Raw genomic sequence first — 21,769 nt, 5'->3', positions numbered from 1 at the left:
ACTAATGGCAAAAGCTGATAATACAAGCTATGCAGAAGGATTTATATTTGTCAAACCTTAAAAATTCAGATTTTTTAAAGTGCTATTCATCTAACCCAATACCAATTTAAATAATGACTATTAAAAATATTTTTTACGCATTTGGTTTCGCAATATTATTTGCAAACGGACTAAATGCACAGAAGGACTCCGGCAGAGTGAAGTACAATTTCAATTACGGTTGGAAATTAAATGTAGGTGATGCTGAGCAAGCCAAAGAGACAATTTATGAAGACAAAACATGGTCTAATGTAAATCTGCCTTTTGCCTGGAATCAGACAGAAGCCTTCAAAGTAGATATTTCTCATTTGTCTACCGGAATTGCCTGGTACAGAAAAACGTTTCAACTGCCAAAAGACACCAGTGACAAAAAAGTTTTTATAGAATTTGAAGGTGTTCGCCAAATGGGTGAAGTGTATGTAAACGGAAAATTTGCAGGACGTCACGAAAACGGAGCGATGGCTTTTGGTCTGGATATTTCGGCCTTTGTAAATCCTTTTCCTCAGGAAAATGTGATTGCTGTAAAAACCGATAATGACTGGAGATACAAAGAGAAAGCTACGGATTCAGGCTTTCAGTGGAATGATAAAAACTTTAATGCCAATTATGGAGGGATTCCAAAAAATGTATTCCTGCATATTAAATCAAAAGTATACCAAACCTTACCCTTGTATTCTTTCCTTGGAACTACAGGAACTTATGTGTATGCCAGTGATTTTAATATTACTCAAAAAAAAGCAACAGTAAATATTGCGTCTCAGGTAAAAAATGAAGAATCCAAATCGGTTAAAGTGCAACTGAAAGTGAATATAAAAGATTTGGAAGGGAAAGAAGTTACTACATTTTTTGGAGAAACTATTACTTTGGCTCCCAATGAAACGAAAGATTTAAAAACTTCTAAAGCTTTACAAAACCTGAATTTCTGGAGTTGGGGTTATGGATATTTGTACACAGTAACTTCAGAATTATTAGTTGATAACCAATCGGTTGATAAGGCAGAAATTAAAACAGGTTTTCGCAAAACCGAATTCAAAAACGGAATGGTTTATTTGAATGATCGCGTGATTATGATGCACGGTTATGCGCAACGTACCAGTAACGAATGGCCATCGATTGGAATGTCTGCTCCGGCATGGCTGAGTGATTACTCTAACAGTTTGATGGTAAAAAGCAATGGAAATTTAGTACGCTGGATGCACATCACGCCCTGGAAACAAGATGTGGAGTCATGTGACAGAGTAGGGCTTATACAGGCAATGCCGGCAGGTGATTCTGAAAAAGATGTAACTGGAAGACGTTGGGAACAGCGTACAGAATTGATGCGTGACGCTATTATTTACAATCGAAACAACCCGAGTATTTTGTTTTACGAATCAGGAAACGAAAGTATTTCGGATGAGCACATGAGCGAAATGAAAGCGATTAGAGATAAATATGATCCTTTTGGAGGTCGTGCAATAGGTTCGAGAGAAATGCTCGACAGCAAAGTAGCCGAATATGGCGGTGAAATGCTTTATATTAACAAAAGTGTTCATATCCCAATGTGGGCTACCGAATACAGCAGGGACGAGGGTTTACGTAAATATTGGGATGAGTTTACTCCACCTTTCCACAAAGAAGGAACAGGAGGAACCAATCATACGAATGTAAACGGAACAAAAGTAGCCGATGCGAGCGCGTACAATCACAATCAGGATGCTCATGCTATTGAAGATGTAGTGCGTTGGTACGACTATTGGGAAGCCCGTCCGGGAACAGGAAATCGTGTAAGTTCAGGTGGTGTAAATATTATTTTTAGTGATTCAAATACCCACTACAGGGGGCAGGAAAACTACCGCCGAAGCGGAGAGGCCGATCCAATGCGTATTCCTAAAGACGGATTTTATGCGCACCAGGTTATTTGGGATGGCTGGGTTGATACCGAAAAACCAGCAGCGCACATCATCGGACATTGGAATTATGAAAATGGGGAAACAAAAGATATTACGGTAGTTTCAACCGCCGATGCTGTAGAATTGTTTGTTAATGGCAAAAGCTTAGGAAAAGGAGTTCAGTCAAAAAGGTTTTTGTACACTTTTAAAAATGTAGCTTTCCAACCTGGAAACATAAAAGCAGTTGGTTATGATAAATCAGGTATAAAAGTTTGTGAAGACGAAATTAAAACGGCTGGAAATCCGGTTGGACTTAAATTAACCAGTATCGAGAGACCAGGCGGAATGTTGGCCAATGCTAATGATTTGGCAATCATTCAGGTAGAAGTAGTGGATGAAAAAGGAAACCGTTGTCCAACTGCAATGAATATGATTGATTTTGAGGTGCAGGGTCAGGGTACTTTTGTAGGCGGTATTGCCCAGGGACCGGATAATTATATAGGTTCAAAAAATCTTCCTGTAGAATGCGGGGTGAACCGAATTTTTGTAAGATCAACCGAAACAGCAGGAGTTATCAATATTAAAGCTTCTTCTCAGTCACTTAAAAGTATGACTACAGAGGTAAAAACAGTTAAAACCGATTTAGAAAAATTGTCTGTAAAATTAACGTCTGACAACTTGCCTTCTTTCACAGAAAAAGGCCCTACGCCAAAATCACCATCGTTTAAGAAAACCAGAACTCCTTTAACGATTATTGGCGCTAAAACCGATTCGAATCTGGCAGATGCTGCTAAAAGCTATGATGACAACGAATTGAGCGAATGGTCTAATGGGGATGGGATAGCCAAAATTGAATATGAATTGGAACGAAATGCAACTATCAATCAGGTGGTGCTGAAACTATCCGGATGGAGAAGCAAAAAATATCCACTTCGTATTTCAATAGACGGCAAGAAAGTTTTTGAAGGAACTACTCCGACCAGTTTGGGCTATGTAACATTAGATATTAAACCAACAAAAGGAAAGAAAGTCCAAATAGAATTGATGGAAAATTCTAAAAACAGTAATGATATTAATCTGGTTGAAATTACCGGAAAAGTTGATGACGGCGGTCTGAAAAAAACAAACAGTAAAATGCCGCAATTGCCAATTGTAGAAATAGAATTTTATGAGCCAGTTAAGTAGATAAAAAGATAAAAATAAGTTTGGTTAGTTTTTAGTGTAGCCTGTCAGGTATTCAGTATTCCTGACAGGCTTTTTTAAAAGTTTTCAAACAAATCTGAATAATGTTTTTTGAAGCAGGAAAAGGCAGGTGTTTTTCAGTAAACATCGTCCCACTTTCCACTACAAACGAAGTTCACTGAACTCCAATTGAAATAAAAGCTAAGTGAAGTAATCTCTCTTATGCTGAACACCAGCACAAGAGGATTTTCGTTTCACACGAGCGGAGCGAACTGACGAAGTAATCGGGGCAAAAGGAAACATTTTTGCTTTTTTATTATCATCACTAAAATACTTAATAATTGAATCAAACTAATGCCAGGCTGAGCGGAGTCGAAGCCTTTCTTTAGTCGATTTATCCAATAGGTTCAAAACATTCAATTTCAATGAAAAAAATATTCAAAACAGTACTGTTGCTATTATTTCTAAACGGCTATTCTCAAAACACAGTTCCGGAAAAACCGCTTGAATTATATTTACTCATAGGTCAGTCCAATATGGCAGGGCGTGGAGCACTTGATAACCAAAGCCAACTCCCATCCGAAGTTATTTTGATGCTGGACAAAAACAATGACTGGATTCCAGCCAAAGACCCGATGCATTTTGACAAACCTTCGGCAGGAGTAGGACCGGGAATTAGTTTTGCACAAACGATGCTCGAAGGCAAAAATGGAGTAAAAATAGGTTTGATTCCCTGTGCGTGGGGAGGATCACCTATAAAAGTATGGAAATCCGGAGCTAAATATTTTAATAATTTCCCGTATGATGAAGCTATTTCCCGTACCAAAATTGCTATGCAAAAAGGAGTTCTCAAAGGCATTCTCTGGCATCAGGGAGAATCAGATAACGATGCTGTAAAATCACAAGTATATCTGGAAAAATTAAAAGAACTGGTTGCCAGTTTAAGAAAAGATTTGAATGCACCCAATCTCCCTTTTGTAGCAGGAGAAATTGGCCGTTTTAATAAAGAAGATTATATTAATAAAATAATAAATACAATTCCGAACGAAATTGAAAACTCAGCGGCAGTTTCTTCCGAAGGATTAACAGACAAAGGAGATCATCTGCATTTTGATAGTCCGTCTGCCAGAGAACTTGGGAAACGTTATGCTGTTGCCATGCAGCAATTATTAAAAGAAACTCCTTCTTTAAAAACATCAAAAAAGAAACCTAAAGTAGTACTGACTTTTGATGATGCCGAAATCAGCCACTATAACAATGTTGCTCCATTATTGAAAAAATACGGTTTTGGTGCTACTTTTTTTGTCTGCGAATTTCCGTTTAAAAAGCCTGAAGAGAAAAAGGAATACATGACATGGAATCAGATTCAGGAACTCTATAAACAAGACTTTGAAATTGGGAATCATACAGGACATCACAAAAATGTCACAAAATTAAGTCCCGAAGATATCAACAAAGAAATCGCTTACGTAGAAGAAAAATGCGCTGAATTTAAAATTCCTAAACCTATTTCATTTGCTTATCCAGGCAATCGTTATGATACCATTTCACAAGGAATTTTAAAAAAACGGGGTTATAAATATGCAAGGGCAGGAGGAAGTACCTTGTACGATATCGCAGAAGATTCCAGACTGGCGATTCCGAGCTACACTGTGGCCTCAACCGATAAGCTTGAGGTACGGGTTAAAACTGCTTTACAAAATCTAAAACAAGGAGATATAATCGTATTGACTTTTCACGGTGTCCCTGACGTTGTGCATCCTGATTATTCTACTTCAGTAGAGTTTTTAGAAGAACTGCTGCAGTACATAAAAGAAAAAGATTTTCAGGTTGTGGCGATGAGAAATATTCTGACTGAATAAAATATTAAGAAGAACATAAAAAAAGTCCCACCGAAGCAGGACTAAAGATTTTCATCTACGGCATATAGCCTTATTGTGATAAGATTAAAGATTAGAAATTTTAATCAGTTGTAAATGTATGTTAAAAAGAATTATAACGCAATGAGGAAAACCGTAATAGTGTTAATTTTTTTTATATTAAATTTCAGGCGGATTAAATTTTAAGAGATATGGCAAAAATTTTAGGATTAGATTTAGGTACGAACTCGATTGGGTGGGCGGTTGTAGATGATATGGATAAAAAAATAATTGATTCAGGAGTGCGGATTTTCCCTGAAGGAGTTGTTGCAAAAACTATTGGTACTGGAGATAAAGAAGAAAGCAAAAACGCAAGTAGGCGAAATAGCCGTCAACAGCGACGTGGTTTTTATCGTAAAAGGTTAAGGAAAATAAAATTACTGAGAACTCTTATTAATCTTGATATGTGCCCCCTTAAAAACGAGGAACTTGATATTTGGAGTAAATGGGATAAGCAGAAAAAGAAAGAAGGCAGAATGGCTCCAGAAATTCATTTACCTGAAAGTCATTCTTATTGTTTGTGGTTGAAACAAAATCCTTATTTGTTAAGAGATAAATCATTAAATGAAGATTTAACTCTACAAGAGTTTGGCAGGATTTTATATCATTTAATACAAAGAAGAGGTTTTTTAAGTAATAGAAAAGGGAAAGATGATGGAAAGATTTATAAAGGGAAAGATGGTGTAAAAGGTATTGAGGAAACTCAAAAAGAATTACAAAATTCAACATTAGGAAAATATTTGTTCAATATTTTGCCAAAAGATGGAGAACCTTTTAAGTTAATTCAGGATGAAAATGGTAATGAATTGCGAGTTCGGTCTAGATATACTTTGCGCGATATGTATGTAGCAGAATTTGAAGCAATTTGGAATAGACAGGCTTGCAATTTAGGTCTTGAAACCATTAAGTGCTCAAATGAGAAAAAAGTTTTGTTAAAAGGCGGTTTGAAAAGCAAAAGAAATAATAGTAAAATAGAACATCTAAAAAAGATAAAAGGAGAAGAGAATATTGAAGTAATTGAGTTAAATGATAAATTGTCAAAAAATGATAAGCAGAAATATTTGCTTAAAATTAAAACAAAACTTTCTTTAAAAGAATTTTTGGCGGGTAGAATAGACAAAGATGAGGAGGGAGTTGTGAAATTCAAGAGTAATGAAAGTGTTTTGTTTTGGCAAAGAGCTTTACGTTCACAAAAAGGACTTCTTGCTAAATGTAGATTTGAACCTGATTTGAAAGATGAAAATGGTAAGTTTATACAAAAGGGTAAAACTCCCTGTCACATATCACATCCTTTATATGAAGAGTATCGTGCATTACAATATATCAATAACATTGAATATGGTAAGAAACAACGATTGGAAGAATCACAGCGATTGCAAGTGTTGGAACTAATAAATTCTAAAGACAAGAAATTTGATTTTATAGAGATAAAAAAGAAATTGAAATTGGAATATGAAACTTTTAATTATGAAGACGACTCACTAGTTGTTGGTAATTATACAACAAAATATCTGAATGCTTTATTCCCAAAATCGATACTTGAAAAAGAATTTTTAATAATAGTAAATAAGGAAGAGAAATTAGAATATGGCTATGAGCGTATTTGGCATTTATTTCATTTTTGTGAAGACAATGATAAGTTAATCTGTAGTTTAGAAAAACTGATTAAAGAGACAAAAATAGATTATATTTTAAATAAAGCAATAATTGAAAAAATAGAAAAAGTAAATTTAAAAGAAGACTATTCAAGTGTTTCTCTGAAAGCTATAAAAAACATTTTGCCCTATCTAAAAAAGGGATTGCGTTTAAGTGATGCTGTCATATTAGCAGGTGTCAGAAATGCTTTTGGTAAAAAATGGGAATTATATAAAAATGACCATATTGAATTAGAGAAAGATTTATTGAAAATAAATCACGAAAAATCCAATAAAGAAGGAGAAGCAATTGAGAAAATAAAAGTATATCTAATTGAAAACAAATATGGCTTTGTCGAAGAGGATGTTCGATTTAAAAAATTGTATCACCATAGCCAAGAGATTATTCAAGTAAAACAAAAAGATAAAATTGATACCGTTCAAAATTTAAGGAATCCAATTGTGCAACAAGGAGTAAATGAAACTAAACGTATTGTAAATGAATTGATTGCTCAAAAAGGAAAGTTTGATCAAATTAGGATTGAACTTGGACGTGATTTAAAGAATAGTAAAACGAAAAGAGAAGAATTAGGTTATAAAATTAGAGAAAATGATAAGAAAAATGAAAAGGCAAAGGAATTATTGATAGAATTTGGTTTGCGACAAAGCAGAGAGAATATCCAAAAAGTGTTATTGTATCAAGAAATGCCGATTTCTATTTGTCCTTATACTAACAAAACGATAAATATTAATGATTTACTTGGTAGGGGAAATAAATTTCAGATAGAACATATCATTCCAAAATCAATTTCTTTAGACGATAGTTTTGCAAATAAAACATTGTGTGATTCAAAATTTAATGGTTTAAAAGGAAATAGAACCCCTCACGATTTTTATGAAATTAACAAAGATCCAAATCTTTGGGGAGGTGCGAAATCATGGGAAGAAATTGAACGACGTGTTTTTAAGGTTTTGCCCTATCCAAAAGCAAAGCGATTTGTGTCGAAAACAAAATTTGAAACCAACGATTTTATTCAACGACAATTAAATGACACTCGTTATATAAGTAAAAAAACGAGCGAAATTTTATCTCAAGTTTGTTCCGATGTTCGTGTGATGCCAGGAAGTTTAACCGCCGAATTGCGTCGACTTTGGGGGTTGAATAATATTTTACAACCCATTATTACAGTAGATATTCCAAATTTACATATTGAAGAGAATAAACATATACCGCACTATGTTGTTTTAGACAATGATAAAAAGCCTGTTTTGTCACAACGAATTTATTATGACAGACCAACAACTAATAAAAATGAAACACTTTTATCTGGAAATATCGATAAGGGAGTTTTTAAATCGAAGGAACAGTATGTTAAATTTCAGGTTGATGCACCAGATTTAGAAAATGGCGATTATTGGGCAAAGTTAGTTTTGTCTAGGCCCAAAAATATTGTACAAGTATTTAAAGACAAGCCAAGTACTTTAGAAAATGAAATTGTTTTAAGGGGTAAGATTGAAAGAGATAAATTCAAAAATGATGGATTGAATGCTATAAATGCGACTGGCAAGGAAAATGGAATTTATTGGGCAACATTTACTATTGAAAAAAAAGAATTTAAAAAACCTGCTAAAGAAGAGCAACCCAAGAAAAATGGAAAGCAAATACTTCTATTTGGGGAAGTAAAAGACGGTCTTTTCTCCTCGTATATTTATGAATGCGAAACAGAAATTGAAGATGGAAAGTATTGGCTTATCATAGATGTGGATTTTGAAAAGGTTGATTTTGAAAAAGCCTTAAACGAAAGACCTTTAGTTAGAGAAAATCAAATATTGATTCAAGGAACTACAAATGATGAAAATATATTTGTTTCTGATATGGATAATCAACATCATTTTGAAATGGAAGAAGGCAAAGGGAAATATTATGTTTTGTTTGACATCGTTTCTGAAGTAACTGAATTTTCACCTGTTAAAACCGCTAAACCAGTTCTTGAAGAAGGACAAACAATAGTTGAAGGTACAACTTGGATTGATAAATATACGGGCGAAATAAAATTTGACCCAATCAAAAACCGAGAAGATCATCGCCATCACGCCATTGATGCTTTAGTTATTGCCTTAACGAAAGAATCTTTTTTCCAACGGTTGAGCAAACAAAACGCTTCAACTGAAAACAAAAAAAGAGGGAATGAACACGAAAAAGAACATTTAGATTTTCCGGAACCTTGGAATGGTTTTCATAACGATGCCAAAAATGTCATAAATGGTATCCTGATTTCCCACAAGCAAAACAAAAACATCTTAACAAAAATCACCAAGAAAATTACTAAAAATGGACAAACGTTTAAAAGTGAGGGTATGGCAGTAAGAGGGCAATTGCACGAAACTACTTTTTATGGAAAGAATTTACATTGTAAAGAGAAGGAAATCATACAGCGTTTACCAATTTCAAAGTTGAAATTTGCGCCAGCAAAAGGAGGTGGAGCAAGTATTTATGATATAATTGATGATAATATTAGAAAATTAATTATTTCAAGTGTTACAAATTCTTTCAAACAAATTCTTCAAAAATATAATGATGTAAGTACAACCTTTGAGGAAATTAAAGAGTTAAAGAAAAAATATAATAAAGGTAAAATTGATGAAGCCATAGAAAAACTAGGTGTAATTGAAAAAATGGAAACAGATTCGAATAGATTACAAAAAAAATCAGAAATTGATAAAAATCAGAAAGAAATAAATAGGATTAAATCAACAATAAGCGAAACAATTGAAAGTTTTCTAAAAGATGAGACGTTTTATTTGCCAAATGAAGGAAAAAGATTCAAACGGCTAAATAAAATTGACGTTGGCAAAGAAAGAAATCCTGTTCCAATAAAAAAAGTACGAATAAAAAAAGTAATGAAAAATGCAGAAACAATAAATCAAAAAATTGGACAGTATGTAAACCCTGGAAACAATCATCATATATTAATCTATAAAGACGAAAATGAGGAGTTGAAAGATGATATTACTAATTTTTGGAAAGTTGTGGAAAGAGTAAAACAAAAAGATGAAATCTATAAACTACCTGAAATAGAAATTGATAAACCAGCCCCTAAAGAACTTATATTAACTTTTCAGGAAAACGATATGTTTTTGTTAGGGATTTCTAATGATGAGTACAATGACAATAAACTAGACCATACTTTTTTAAGTAATTATTTGTATCGGGTTCAGAAAATTTCAGATGGAGATTATTCGTTTAGGCACCATATTGCATCAACAGTTACAAATAAAATGGAGGAGATTAGAATAACAAGTATGAAAAAGTATCACGAGATGAATCCAATAAAAGTAGAAATTTCTGTCTTAGGAAAAATTTCAAAAATGTAATCTCATTTTAAAATTTCGGTGCAAATTTACACCAATCTATATTACTTGTTATATTAGCGACGATTTAGTTGAGATTGTTACAATGATTAGGAGACAGGATCATTAAAAGTTCATTGACATAAGCTTTTCAAATGCTTAAACCTTTTAAACCAGAACTGAAAGGTATCGCATCCGCCCAGCAGGGATACAGCAGCTTTAAGTTGTGGTTTGATTAAAGATTAGAAAACACGATATGTGCAATCGAAAACTCAGTTCAAAAGGACTGGTTGTGGTTTGATTAAAGATTAGAAAACACGATATGTCGCCTGTTGCTACATAGTGTATGTCGTATGTTGTGGTTTGATTAAAGATTAGAAAACACGATATGGATAGCGTTTAGCTTTCTGTCAACAATACCGTTGTGGTTTGATTAAAGATTAGAAAACACGATATCTTTCATAATCCTTTCTTCGAATCAATTTTAGTTGTGGTTTGATTAAAGATTAGAAAACACGATATCTTTTTTATGGTTTTAAAACCAAGCGTACAAGTTGTGGTTTGATTAAAGATTAGAAAACACGATATCAAGTAAAAAAGAAGGTTGGATATCAACCGAGTTGTGGTTTGATTAAAGATTAGAAAACACGATATCTTAATGAATTCAACTGTTTCTAACTGATAAGTTGTGGTTTGATTAAAGATTAGAAAACACGATATCTTCTTGCTTCACGCCCTTTGTTATTGTTTTGTTGTGGTTTGATTAAAGATTAGAAAACACGATATCCAATTACGCAAACTGGTAGAGATACGATCGTTGTGGTTTGATTAAAGATTAGAAAACACGATATCATTGCTTCTACGAACGATGTTCCAGAAGGAGTTGTGGTTTGATTAAAGATTAGAAAACACGATATCGAATATACCAATAAAGGACTTGGTTTGGTAGTTGTGGTTTGATTAAAGATTAGAAAACACGATATCTTTTTTCCTATTTCTAATTTGTTCATTTGTGTTGTGGTTTGATTAAAGATTAGAAAACACGATATCAAAATCGCCGAGCTTGCTTTAGGGTTTGGCGTTGTGGTTTGATTAAAGATTAGAAAACACGATATCTCTAAGAGTTGGAAAAATAAGACCTTCACGGTTGTGGTTTGATTAAAGATTAGAAAACACGATATCTCCCGGAGTTCCAAAATGTACGCCTCGGCGGTTGTGGTTTGATTAAAGATTAGAAAACACGATATCTTGTTAGGGCATTTGGTTATAAAACCTACCGTTGTGGTTTGATTAAAGATTAGAAAACACGATATCTTCGTCGGCACAAAGCCACGGCCCATCCTGGTTGTGGTTTGATTAAAGATTAGAAAACACGATATCCGTCTGTAAAGAACACGTGAGCTATATCCCGTTGTGGTTTGATTAAAGATTAGAAAACACGATATCTTTCACATCTTCGAGAAACTCGGATATTTCGTTGTGGTTTGATTAAAGATTAGAAAACACGATATCCTCCTGATCCACCAAGGCCTTGCGTTGCTCGTTGTGGTTTGATTAAAGATTAGAAAACACGATATCCGTCTCGGTCGGTTCATACTTGCCGTGATAGTTGTGGTTTGATTAAAGATTAGAAAACACGATATCACCGAGGGGACAACGTGGGACCGCAAAGGCGTTGTGGTTTGATTAAAGATTAGAAAACACGATATCAGCGATGACGTCGAATGGATGACAGAATTAGTTGTGGTTTGATTAAAGATTAGAAAACACGATATCTTCATTAATTGCATTTGTGTTATTGCTGTTGTTGTGGTTTGATTAAAGATTAGAAAACACGATATCTCGGGGGGAGATATTAACGCTAAAGGTTATGTTGTGGTTTGATTAAAGATTAGAAAACACGATATCAGGTGGTTTTGGTGATATAATTATGAATCCGTTGTGGTTTGATTAAAGATTAGAAAACACGATATCAATAAATTCCCTGTGTCAATCGTCGTTAGCGTTGTGGTTTGATTAAAGATTAGAAAACACGATATCTTGACCCCAAGACAGGATTAAAAGCCCCTTGTTGTGGTTTGATTAAAGATTAGAAAACACGATATCGAATGTCGTTAACATCACGGGTTAAATAGCGTTGTGGTTTGATTAAAGATTAGAAAACACGATATCGCGGCCGTTTTCTTTTTATCCTGTAGCTCTGTTGTGGTTTGATTAAAGATTAGAAAACACGATATCTTTCACATCTTCGAGAAACTCGGATATTTCGTTGTGGTTTGATTAAAGATTAGAAAACACGATATCGACCCGGTTACGGGGGCTTATCCTTTAGCGGTTGTGGTTTGATTAAAGATTAGAAAACACGATATCGCAATTACGCAAACTGGTAGAGATACAATTGTTGTGGTTTGATTAAAGATTAGAAAACACGATATCGCGTCGAAAATGTATTTTTAAACATTAGCCGTTGTGGTTTGATTAAAGATTAGAAAACACGATATCGTAGTAATTACAACTCCTATTATGACGTACGTTGTGGTTTGATTAAAGATTAGAAAACACGATATCTTAGCTGGTCGCGAATCTCTTTTAGCTCCTGTTGTGGTTTGATTAAAGATTAGAAAACACGATATCTCGCCTAATATTGAAAAGTAGGTACCGGTTGTTGTGGTTTGATTAAAGATTAGAAAACACGATATCGTTTCGAAACCTCATAAAACTGAGATCTGAGTTGTGGTTTGATTAAAGATTAGAAAACACGATATCTTAACGTTCGCTTTCCCTACCGCCGTTTCTGTTGTGGTTTGATTAAAGATTAGAAAACACGATATCGGGGCATAACGGATGTGTTTCTGTCCGGTTGTTGTGGTTTGATTAAAGATTAGAAAACACGATATCAGAGCGGGGAAAATAATGAGCTATCTAAATGTTGTGGTTTGATTAAAGATTAGAAAACACGATATCAAAACAATATAATTTGTATGGTGATTTATTGTTGTGGTTTGATTAAAGATTAGAAAACACGATATCTCGTTGAAAAGCGGAGCGAACAGGTCAATGGTTGTGGTTTGATTAAAGATTAGAAAACACGATATCAAAATGACGTTCAATAGCAGAACGTTTAACGTTGTGGTTTGATTAAAGATTAGAAAACACGATATCAAAAGAAAAGGAAGCACAATAACAACAATAGTTGTGGTTTGATTAAAGATTAGAAAACACGATATCAAAATGACGTTCAATAGCAGAACGTTTAACGTTGTGGTTTGATTAAAGATTAGAAAACACGATATCAAACATCCTCAGCCCATTTAATCAAAAACTGTTGTGGTTTGATTAAAGATTAGAAAACACGATATCACGCAGTAGCCGTTAAGAAAATAGATAAGGGTTGTGGTTTGATTAAAGATTAGAAAACACGATATCATTAGGGCTTTACCCTCTGCGCTCTTACCCGTTGTGGTTTGATTAAAGATTAGAAAACACGATATCAAAATGACATTCAATAGCAGGACGTTTAATGTTGTGGTTTGATTAAAGATTAGAAAACACGATATCTCCGAGAAAGATGGAGAAAAAGGACGGGAGTTGTGGTTTGATTAAAGATTAGAAAACACGATATCGGTCGTAGGTCATTGTCATCTGTAACGCCTGTTGTGGTTTGATTAAAGATTAGAAAACACGATATCTCAAACGTAGGGATTTATGGGCCTAACGGTGTTGTGGTTTGATTAAAGATTAGAAAACACGATATCTGGTTTAGGATTGACCGACGTGCACATGTGTTGTGGTTTGATTAAAGATTAGAAAACACGATATCTACTTAAACATAAGAGGATTAGGACAGGCAGTTGTGGTTTGATTAAAGATTAGAAAACACGATATCTTGTCATAGCTAAGGTACTACAACAACCCCGTTGTGGTTTGATTAAAGATTAGAAAACACGATATCCCACGACCCCCATAAACTTGGTAGTATCTGGTTGTGGTTTGATTAAAGATTAGAAAACACGATATCTTCGAGCCGCCGTAGGCTATATCGTTAACCGTTGTGGTTTGATTAAAGATTAGAAAACACGATATCCGCTGGTAACGTCGAGCTTATCGCCGTATTGTTGTGGTTTGATTAAAGATTAGAAAACACGATATCGTTCCTCATTCTTGTTGGGCATATAAGATCGTTGTGGTTTGATTAAAGATTAGAAAACACGATATCGCCGCAGCGAGCGCCATTTTCGGCGAAAGTGTTGTGGTTTGATTAAAGATTAGAAAACACGATATCGGGGCATAACGGATGTGTTTCTGTCCAGTTGTTGTGGTTTGATTAAAGATTAGAAAACACGATATCACATCGACGCAAAAAGCGCAGATCGTACAAGTTGTGGTTTGATTAAAGATTAGAAAACACGATATCTTTCACATCTTCGAGAAACTCGGATATTCCGTTGTGGTTTGATTAAAGATTAGAAAACACGATATCTGTCGTTCTCGTCTACCAGCGTAGGCGATCGTTGTGGTTTGATTAAAGATTAGAAAACACGATATCGATACGCTGCACAAAGCCAGACCACGTGAAGTTGTGGTTTGATTAAAGATTAGAAAACACGATATCAGTTGGCTTGTTTCCTTCTGATAATCATGGAATTAAATTGAATTATCGTGTAAAAAAATGCTTCTTTTTTGGATTGATAACCCAGGATTGAAGCATTTTTTTATTTGTAATAATTTGTGATTCAGTATTTTTATGATGAAAAATTTGATTGGTTTTGAGAAGGGGCAGGTCGCGACCTGCCTGTACAGATATGCATGTTTGTTGAATGTCCGTGCAGATGCAATTATAAATTGATTGATAATGAAAAATAGAAAAAGAAACAGAATGCAGGGATTCGATTATTCCAGCGATAATTTATATTTCGTCACGATATGTGTTCAGGATAGAATATGTTGTTTTGGATACGTGGGGACGGTAGGGACAGGTCGCGACCTGTCCGTACATCATTCCAATGAAAATCATTCCAATGAAAATCATTCCAATGAAAATCATTCCAATGAAAATCATTCCAATGAAAATATCATTCCAATGAAAATCATTCCAATGAAAATCATTCCAATGAAAATCATTCCAATGAAAATCATTCCAATGAAAATGATTTGGGAGATGTAAAAATGAATTTGAATGAATTTGGAGAAATCGTAAAGAAGCAAATTGAATGGCTGACCGAGCAATATAAATATGTTGAAATTCATAATTATGTCGTGATGCCTAATCATGTTCATATGATTATTGAAATTGATAGAAATAAATTAATGGTAGGGACAGAAGGGACAGCTCGCGAGCTGTCCGTACAGGCGCAGGGCGAAGAAATCAAAATAAAATCAGTATCGAGTTTAATGGGAGCGTTAAAAACAACATCGTCAAAGTTGATTCATCGGTCTGGTTTTGAAGATTTTTCCTGGCAGCGTTCTTTTCATGATCATATTATTCGAAACGAGAAGTCATATCAAAACATTAGCAATTATATTGATTTGAATCCTGAAAAATGGAAATCAGACACTTTTTTTAATTGTTAAAACAGTTCCAATTGTGTAGGCTGAGGTGCTGAAGGGACTTCTGCTTTGCCCCAGAAATTTTGAATGTTGCCAAATTGTTTATCGGTAATTCTTAAAACACTAACTTTTCCAAGCGGGGGAAGCAGTTTGTGAATTCGTTTTTCATGAACGTCGGCACTTTCGCTGCTGGCACAATGACGGACATAAACCGAATACTGCATCATCGAAAATCCATCCTTCAGCAAATTATTTCGGAATCCGGATGCATTTCGTCGGTCTTTTTTTGTTTCTGTAGGCAGATCAAAAAAAACAAACAGCCACATTATTCGATATCCGTTAAGCTCCACAATGCGGGATATTTAATTTTTTTTCGATTTCCTGAAAAGCATTGCTGTAAAGAGCTTGCGGTTTTTTGCAGAGCTATCATTAAGGGACTTTTTTCGTCTTTAAAATAAACGGTTCGGGTTAGTATCTGCAGTAATTCAGCCTTAATAGCCGTGTTTAATTCCTGCTCGTCAAAACATTGCATTATTTCAAAAACTTTTTCATCAACAACAGGACGAAAAGGTTCCATAATATCATCCGCTAATGCAAAAGCATTGTATTTGCTTTTATGATGGATTCCTAATGTATTTAATAAACCACTTCCCGACAAAGCTCTTGCAGTTGCTGCTCTTAAAATAGCATAACCGTAATTAAGAAAGTTATTAGGGTAGTCTCCGTATCTTTCTCTCTTGATTCCGTTCATTTCCATATTTGGCTGAGGAAAATATTTCCAGTATTGCTGCGCAGCTACTCCTTCCATATTAGTCGAATCGCCGCTCAGGACTTTGCCGGCAAGAAAGGCAAAGCTGTTTTTTGAATGAGTAATTTTCTCCAGTAACTGTCCCTGATTTTTAATTTTTTCAGTTATGGTCTGCTGCCATAATTGTTTTTTTAAAGGAAGTGAAGCTTCAATCTGGTTTTTAAATATCTCCTGCTGAATATGATGGCTGTTGAGGTTTAGAAGCATTCCGTTGGGAAGATGATTCTTTCCGCAAATAATAACAGATGTATTGTTTTCAATAAGAAGATTCATTGCCGGAATACTCAAGTAGATTTCATTGTGGTCAAGGACAAGAAATCCAATGTCCTCTATTGGAATTGTACTTTCTTTAGTTTCAGACTTTAATACCAGCTGATTGTATTTGGTCGTTAAGGAAAACTTGTTTTCAATAAAAATAGTTCTTTTAAGCATAACCTTAATTTTATAGTTTGCTTAAAGTTCGGTTTTTAAATAAAATTCATTTTACGGTTTTCCTTATTTTTGAAGTATCGATTCAGAAGATACATTTGATTATAAAGATTTAATTGGAATAAAAACCTGAAGGCTGAATAACGACTGGTGTAATCCCTGCATTCAGATCAACTCCTACAGGGTGTAAACGTCCTGAAAGATTGATGGCTGAGAAATTCAGGTTTTTTAAAAAAGTCCTCACTGTGTGTTTGGAACCGGTATGGTTTGCAATATAAAAGATCTCGTCTTTTTTTTCTTTCAGATCGTCTTTTTTTGATTCAAGTCTGACAGGGTGGAAAAGTTTTACAACATGGGCGGATGGAAGCAGTGATGCGGTAATTTGATAAGTAAGGGCATTAGATATTCCTGATAAAAGGGATTGCGGATTAAATATAAGACCACTGGTATATAATATTATTTTGCCGCTCATATCAGGCAGATTTCGAATCACAGATTCCAGATTATCTTTAGGAACGAAGAAAATAATGATATCTGCCGATGCAGTTTCACACAATGGTCCCAGTTTTATATTTGAACCAATTTTGGCAATAGTATCTCTCACAAGGCTATTACCTCTAGGATTGTTTACCATAACTTCATATCCTGCCAGTGCCGATCTGCGGGCTAATTCTAATGTGAGGGATCCAATTCCTATGATTCCAATTTTCATAACATTTGTTTTGGTTAGTATTGAGATTAGATAAGATAAGATAGGTGTCGAATGCAGTTTGTTTTTAGTATTTGTTTATTATTAAAAATGTGTTAGTTAAATTACTGAAATTTCAGGAAATGATAGCAGGTAGATTTACCTGTTTTTTATTTTTTTGAAGAGGTTGGGGTAAAAAAAGCAATATAAAAACTTCTGAATATCCTGACTCTTAGTTTTAAAGTGATTTTTAAAGAAGTCCTGAGTTTTTGAAATTGCCTAAAAATCAGAATAATTCTAACTGATTGTTTGGTGGGATAGATTTGTTTTTAGGAGGCTTAGCATTTCCAAAAACGGTTTTGCCTCCATATTTATAAGATTCATCCCTTTCTTTTTGGATGAGCGCATCAAGATTGTCATTAGGAGTAAAACTTTCTTCTGCTTTTCTGGAAATTTCTGAAAGTTTACGTATCGCTTCTATTTTGTCGTTGTTGCCAATTTTTGCTCGATGAATAGCTCTTTGCAGAGTATCAATAGTTTCATCGTAAATTTTTACAGGTACGGGAAACGGATGTCCGTCTTTTCCGCCATGGGCAAACGAAAAACGGGCAGGGTCATCAAATCTGGTAGGAGTTCCGTAAATAATTTCGCTTACCAGTGCCAGGGACTGTAGTGCTCTTGGTCCCATACCTTTTAAGAGTAAAAGTTCTTCAAAATCTTCGGGTCTGTTTTCATGAGTGGTCCACAACATCGCACCAAGTCTTTTCATATTTACATCTTCAACTCTTATGTCATGATGTGCCGACATAGAAAGGTACTGTATTTCTTTCATAATTTTTGTCGGAGACTCTTTAGACAGTTCTAAAATTCCTGCTCTTGATTTTTCGGCAGTTCCGGCTGTGAGGTTCAGAATCGTACCCTGATTCTCTCCATATATAAAAGTATGTGGTTCGTTAATAAAAGATTTTAAATCCTGAGAATGCCAATGATATCTTCTTGCAGTTTTAGAATAAGGATTCATGCCTTGCTGGATGACTGCCCATTGTCCTCTATTGTCCACAATAAAATTATGCTGGTACAATTGAAACCCGTCCTGAATAGCAGTATTATCAACTTTGGCCGTAAGCCTGCTGCAATTTGCGAGACTATTTCCGTCGAGTCCTGTGCGCTCACCTACATACAAGAGTTCTTGAGGCGTTTTCATAGAATGAGTACCCTTACCTCCGCAGATATAAATGCCAAGTTCTTTAGAATGTGGATTGACAGACTTTTTCAAAGCTCCAAGAACAGAAGTAGTAATACCTGAGGAATGCCAGTCCATACCCATCACAGCACCAAAGCTTTGGAACCAAAACGGGTTGCTTAGTTTACTGATGACTTCAGACGTCGAAAACTCCATTGCTATAGTTTCTACAATAGCCAGCCCTAACTTTGACATACGTTCAGCAAGCCATAAAGGGACATGGCCATAATGAAGCGGAAGATCAGCTGTACCGGAACGTTTCATGAGGTAAATTTAAAAGTATACAAAATTAGCCGATTACTGATATATTGTGTGTTAATAAAAGCAGAAATGGCTTTATCTTAAAAAACGATGTATTGTGTCTATAATGTTTTTGTTAAAGGAAGGGTAAATTTAAAAGAACTCCCTTTTCCTAATTCGCTTTCTACCCAAATTTTGCCTTTATGTTTATTTACAAATTCCTTACAAAGTAATAATCCCAATCCACTTCCTGTTTCATTTTCGGTTCCTTTTTGTATGGACTTTCGGTTTATTTTAAACAGTGTTTCTTTGATATTATCAGGAACTCCGGTTCCGTTATCAGTGATTGCTATTTCTGCTTTTTGATCTGTTTTTGATAGTCTAATTTTAATTTCGCCGTTTTTATCGGTAAATTTAATTGCATTGCTCAGTAAATTTCGTAAAACGGTATCAATCATATTTTTGTCTGCCTCTGCTTCAATAAGATCAGCCGGTTCAAATACAATGCTTATATTTTTATTTGACGCCGAATTTCTGCTGAGTTCAATATTTTCCTCAATCAAATTGTTTAGTAATATATTTTTTGGAGAGAATGTTATCATTCCGGTTTGCATTTGCGACCATTCTAATAAGTTTTCCAGCAATTTGTAAATATTTTTATTTGAATCGTGCAGTGTTTCTGAAATTTCCCTGATTTCTTCACGATTGTATTCTTCTATATTTTCAATTAAAACTTCAGAGAGAGAAACAGATGATCCTAATGGTCCCCTTAAATCATGGGCGATAATAGAAAAAAACTGGTTTTTATCGTTTAAAAGTTTCTGAATTTTATGGTCTTGTTTTTCTTTTACCAACAATAAAAAACCAACAATCCCAATCAGACTTACCATGAATAAACCAATACAGTACAAACTATCCAGTAAATTGTCGGAAAAGACCTGCTCTTGCGGATAAAGATATCGGTAAACGGTTCGTATTATAATTAGGATTTCAAATGCGACATAACAAAGGACATAAAAGGTTTTGAAGAAACTTTTCTTCTTTTCGATAAAATAACTGATTGTGGCCGGAAGATAGATGGCAAATATTCCAATGGAACTAATTATAACGCGGGTATTTATATTGGCTTTTAAAAGAGTTGCAAAATTAAAGATGAGTATTGTAGCAGTTGTAATACCTATTTGCAACAGATAATATTTCCTGGCTTTACTCCTGATGAGTGACAACATAGCCATGGTTTCAAAACAGCAGGCGCAAAAAATGAAAGAATTGGCAATATTGATTGAGATAAAATCACTGGCAATATTTCGCAAAATAGCCAGTATCCAAGCAATTGTAAGTAATAATTTTCCCAGTCCAAACCATTTTAGAATTTTTCTGTTATCACCCGTAGCATACGAAAAGGAATAACTGAAAATAAGGATACAGGTAAAAAAATTGCCCCAAAGATAAAGTAGAAAAATAGTTTTTGGATCTATGCGTAAAAGCTCGAACATTAGTTGTTTTGCGTTATTTTATCTTTCTATTTCCCGATGCAGAAATTAGTAGCTCAGTATTTGTAAGGGTTTACAAGGGTTGAGGTATAATTGAGGAAAAAAAATTGACAAAAATAATAATTAGTAAAAAAAAGTTTACAAGTTTTTTAATCGTTAGACAAGGTCTTGTCAAATTTTTATGCTGCACTTTAAGGACACACTAATCCAGTCGTTGGAGCAAATGTAAAAAATATATTTTAAAGAATGATATAATTATATTCATAGTGATAGTAATCACCATAAATCTGACTTCTGAACATATGAGTATATATGTTGGGAATTAGTTATTTAGAATATTGTCTTCTGAAATCAAGCTGATTATAAAGCGAAGTGTTTACAAGAGAAGAAAAAGAAGGCTATTTGTTTATATGGGAGGTATTAGAAAATTATTTTCAGGAAAATTTAATGGTAATGAAAAATATTTTGTTGTAGACAGCATGTCTTTAGAAGTTTATAGATTGTCAAGAAGTTCCCGTAGTAGAATCTACAAAGAAACAGATTGCGCTCTTCCAGAAAGAGAATACTGTGCTTCATCAAAAATGCATTATATGGCTATAAACTTCACGCTGTTTGTTCGATAGGAGGTGTCTTTTAAAGTTTGGATATCAGTCCTGCCTCAATATTCATTATCTTATAAGATATAAACAACAGTTTAAAAACTGTATGCTATTAGCAGATAAAGTTGTTTATCATTTGATTTATTCGCAATTCCATAATGTTAAACTTAAAGTTCCAATGAGAAAGAATTAAAATAACCCGTTGGGTGAAATTGATTAAAAAAAATGATTTGATTATAATTAAGTATAAAAATCAGTAGTGAAATATCATTTATAACTCAAAGAATTGTTGTCATCCAGTGGATATTATAATATTTATTTTGTTTGGAATTTAATATTGTAAGTATAATCTTTAATTTAAGTTTAAATTTTTAATTTCTAAGATATATGTTATTAGGGAGTTAAGAAAAAGTTTTTAAAAAGATTGAAAAAAAATGATAAAAAATCTTGTAAATGCGGATTAACTCACTACTTTTGCACCCGCTTTGAGAAACAAACGAAAGGCGAAAAAAAACAAAGAGATTACGTTCGTAGACATATTGAATTGACAGCCGTTTTAACAGCGATGTTAGAACAGAAAGAATAAGAGTAATAGAATCGCGAGATTCGAATATAACCGACTAGAATAACGCATCGAATATACATTATTAAAATATACGATGAAGAGTTTGATCCTGGCTCAGGATGAACGCTAGCGGCAGGCTTAACACATGCAAGTCGAGGGGT

10 protein-coding genes, 1 rRNA gene and 1 CRISPR repeat array are annotated in these 21,769 nt (G+C 34.2%); of the genes, 6 read left to right on the top strand and 5 right to left on the bottom strand.

The annotated features are described in order from the left end of the window. Window positions 1–113 precede the first annotated feature (113 nt). From GWR14_RS23010 to GWR14_RS22990, 5 genes are all read left to right on the top strand, one after another. Window positions 114–3,095, top strand: coding sequence for a glycoside hydrolase family 2 protein (locus GWR14_RS23010; protein ID WP_163411491.1), 2,982 nt, complete (start codon window positions 114–116; stop codon window positions 3,093–3,095). Between the two features lie 422 nt (window positions 3,096–3,517). Further along, on the top strand, window positions 3,518–4,954 hold the full coding sequence (locus tag GWR14_RS23005; RefSeq protein ID WP_163411490.1) for a sialate O-acetylesterase: 1,437 nt from the start codon (window positions 3,518–3,520) through the stop codon (window positions 4,952–4,954). 209 nt (window positions 4,955–5,163) lie between these two features. Then, window positions 5,164–10,020 carry a type II CRISPR RNA-guided endonuclease Cas9 gene (cas9, locus tag GWR14_RS23000; protein ID WP_163411489.1) on the top strand — a complete coding sequence of 1,619 codons (4,857 nt, stop codon included), beginning with the start codon at window positions 5,164–5,166 and terminating at the stop codon, window positions 10,018–10,020. Between the two features lie 199 nt (window positions 10,021–10,219). Further along, window positions 10,220–14,608: a CRISPR direct-repeat array (repeat unit 36 nt; unit sequence GTTGTGGTTTGATTAAAGATTAGAAAACACGATATC). 240 nt (window positions 14,609–14,848) lie between these two features. After that, the gene (locus GWR14_RS22995; RefSeq protein WP_163411482.1) at window positions 14,849–15,160 is read left to right on the top strand and encodes a hypothetical protein; all 312 of its coding nucleotides are present in this window, start codon (window positions 14,849–14,851) and stop codon (window positions 15,158–15,160) included. A gap of 2 nt (window positions 15,161–15,162) precedes the next feature. After that, window positions 15,163–15,567 carry a transposase gene (locus tag GWR14_RS22990; RefSeq protein WP_163411488.1) on the top strand — a complete coding sequence of 135 codons (405 nt, stop codon included), beginning with the start codon at window positions 15,163–15,165 and terminating at the stop codon, window positions 15,565–15,567. On the opposite strand, the gene cas2 is transcribed toward GWR14_RS22990, so the two are convergent. The 5 genes from cas2 to GWR14_RS22965 all read right to left on the bottom strand — a co-directional run bounded on the left by cas2 (window position 15,564) and on the right by GWR14_RS22965 (window position 20,447). Beyond that, window positions 15,564–15,869, bottom strand: coding sequence for a CRISPR-associated endonuclease Cas2 (gene cas2, locus GWR14_RS22985; RefSeq protein ID WP_187356561.1), 306 nt, complete (start codon window positions 15,867–15,869; stop codon window positions 15,564–15,566). The genes GWR14_RS22990 and cas2 overlap by 4 nt on opposite strands. Then, window positions 15,869–16,783 carry a type II CRISPR-associated endonuclease Cas1 gene (gene cas1, locus GWR14_RS22980; protein WP_163411486.1) on the bottom strand — a complete coding sequence of 305 codons (915 nt, stop codon included), beginning with the start codon at window positions 16,781–16,783 and terminating at the stop codon, window positions 15,869–15,871. Before cas1 ends, cas2 begins: the two co-directional genes overlap by 1 nt. A gap of 109 nt (window positions 16,784–16,892) precedes the next feature. Beyond that, window positions 16,893–17,492, bottom strand: a complete 600-nt coding sequence (locus GWR14_RS22975) for an NAD(P)-binding domain-containing protein (protein WP_163411485.1) — start codon at window positions 17,490–17,492, stop codon at window positions 16,893–16,895. A gap of 262 nt (window positions 17,493–17,754) precedes the next feature. Next, a complete protein-coding gene (locus GWR14_RS22970; protein WP_163411484.1) occupies window positions 17,755–18,975 on the bottom strand; it encodes a DUF763 domain-containing protein in 1,221 nt (406 codons plus the stop codon). Between the two features lie 98 nt (window positions 18,976–19,073). Next, complete coding sequence (locus GWR14_RS22965) at window positions 19,074–20,447, bottom strand: sensor histidine kinase (RefSeq protein WP_163411483.1); 1,374 nt, start codon at window positions 20,445–20,447, stop codon at window positions 19,074–19,076. A 1,252-nt stretch (window positions 20,448–21,699) separates the two neighbouring features. On the opposite strand from GWR14_RS22965, the gene GWR14_RS22960 reads away from it, so the two are divergent. Continuing rightward, a 16S ribosomal RNA gene (locus tag GWR14_RS22960) occupies window positions 21,700–21,769 on the top strand; the annotation flags it as partial.

The sequence above is a fragment of the Flavobacterium ajazii genome (genome assembly GCF_010614725.1).
GTDB classification, from domain to species: Bacteria; Bacteroidota; Bacteroidia; order Flavobacteriales; family Flavobacteriaceae; genus Flavobacterium; species Flavobacterium ajazii.
This window is presented reverse-complemented; position numbering and strand designations above follow the sequence as displayed.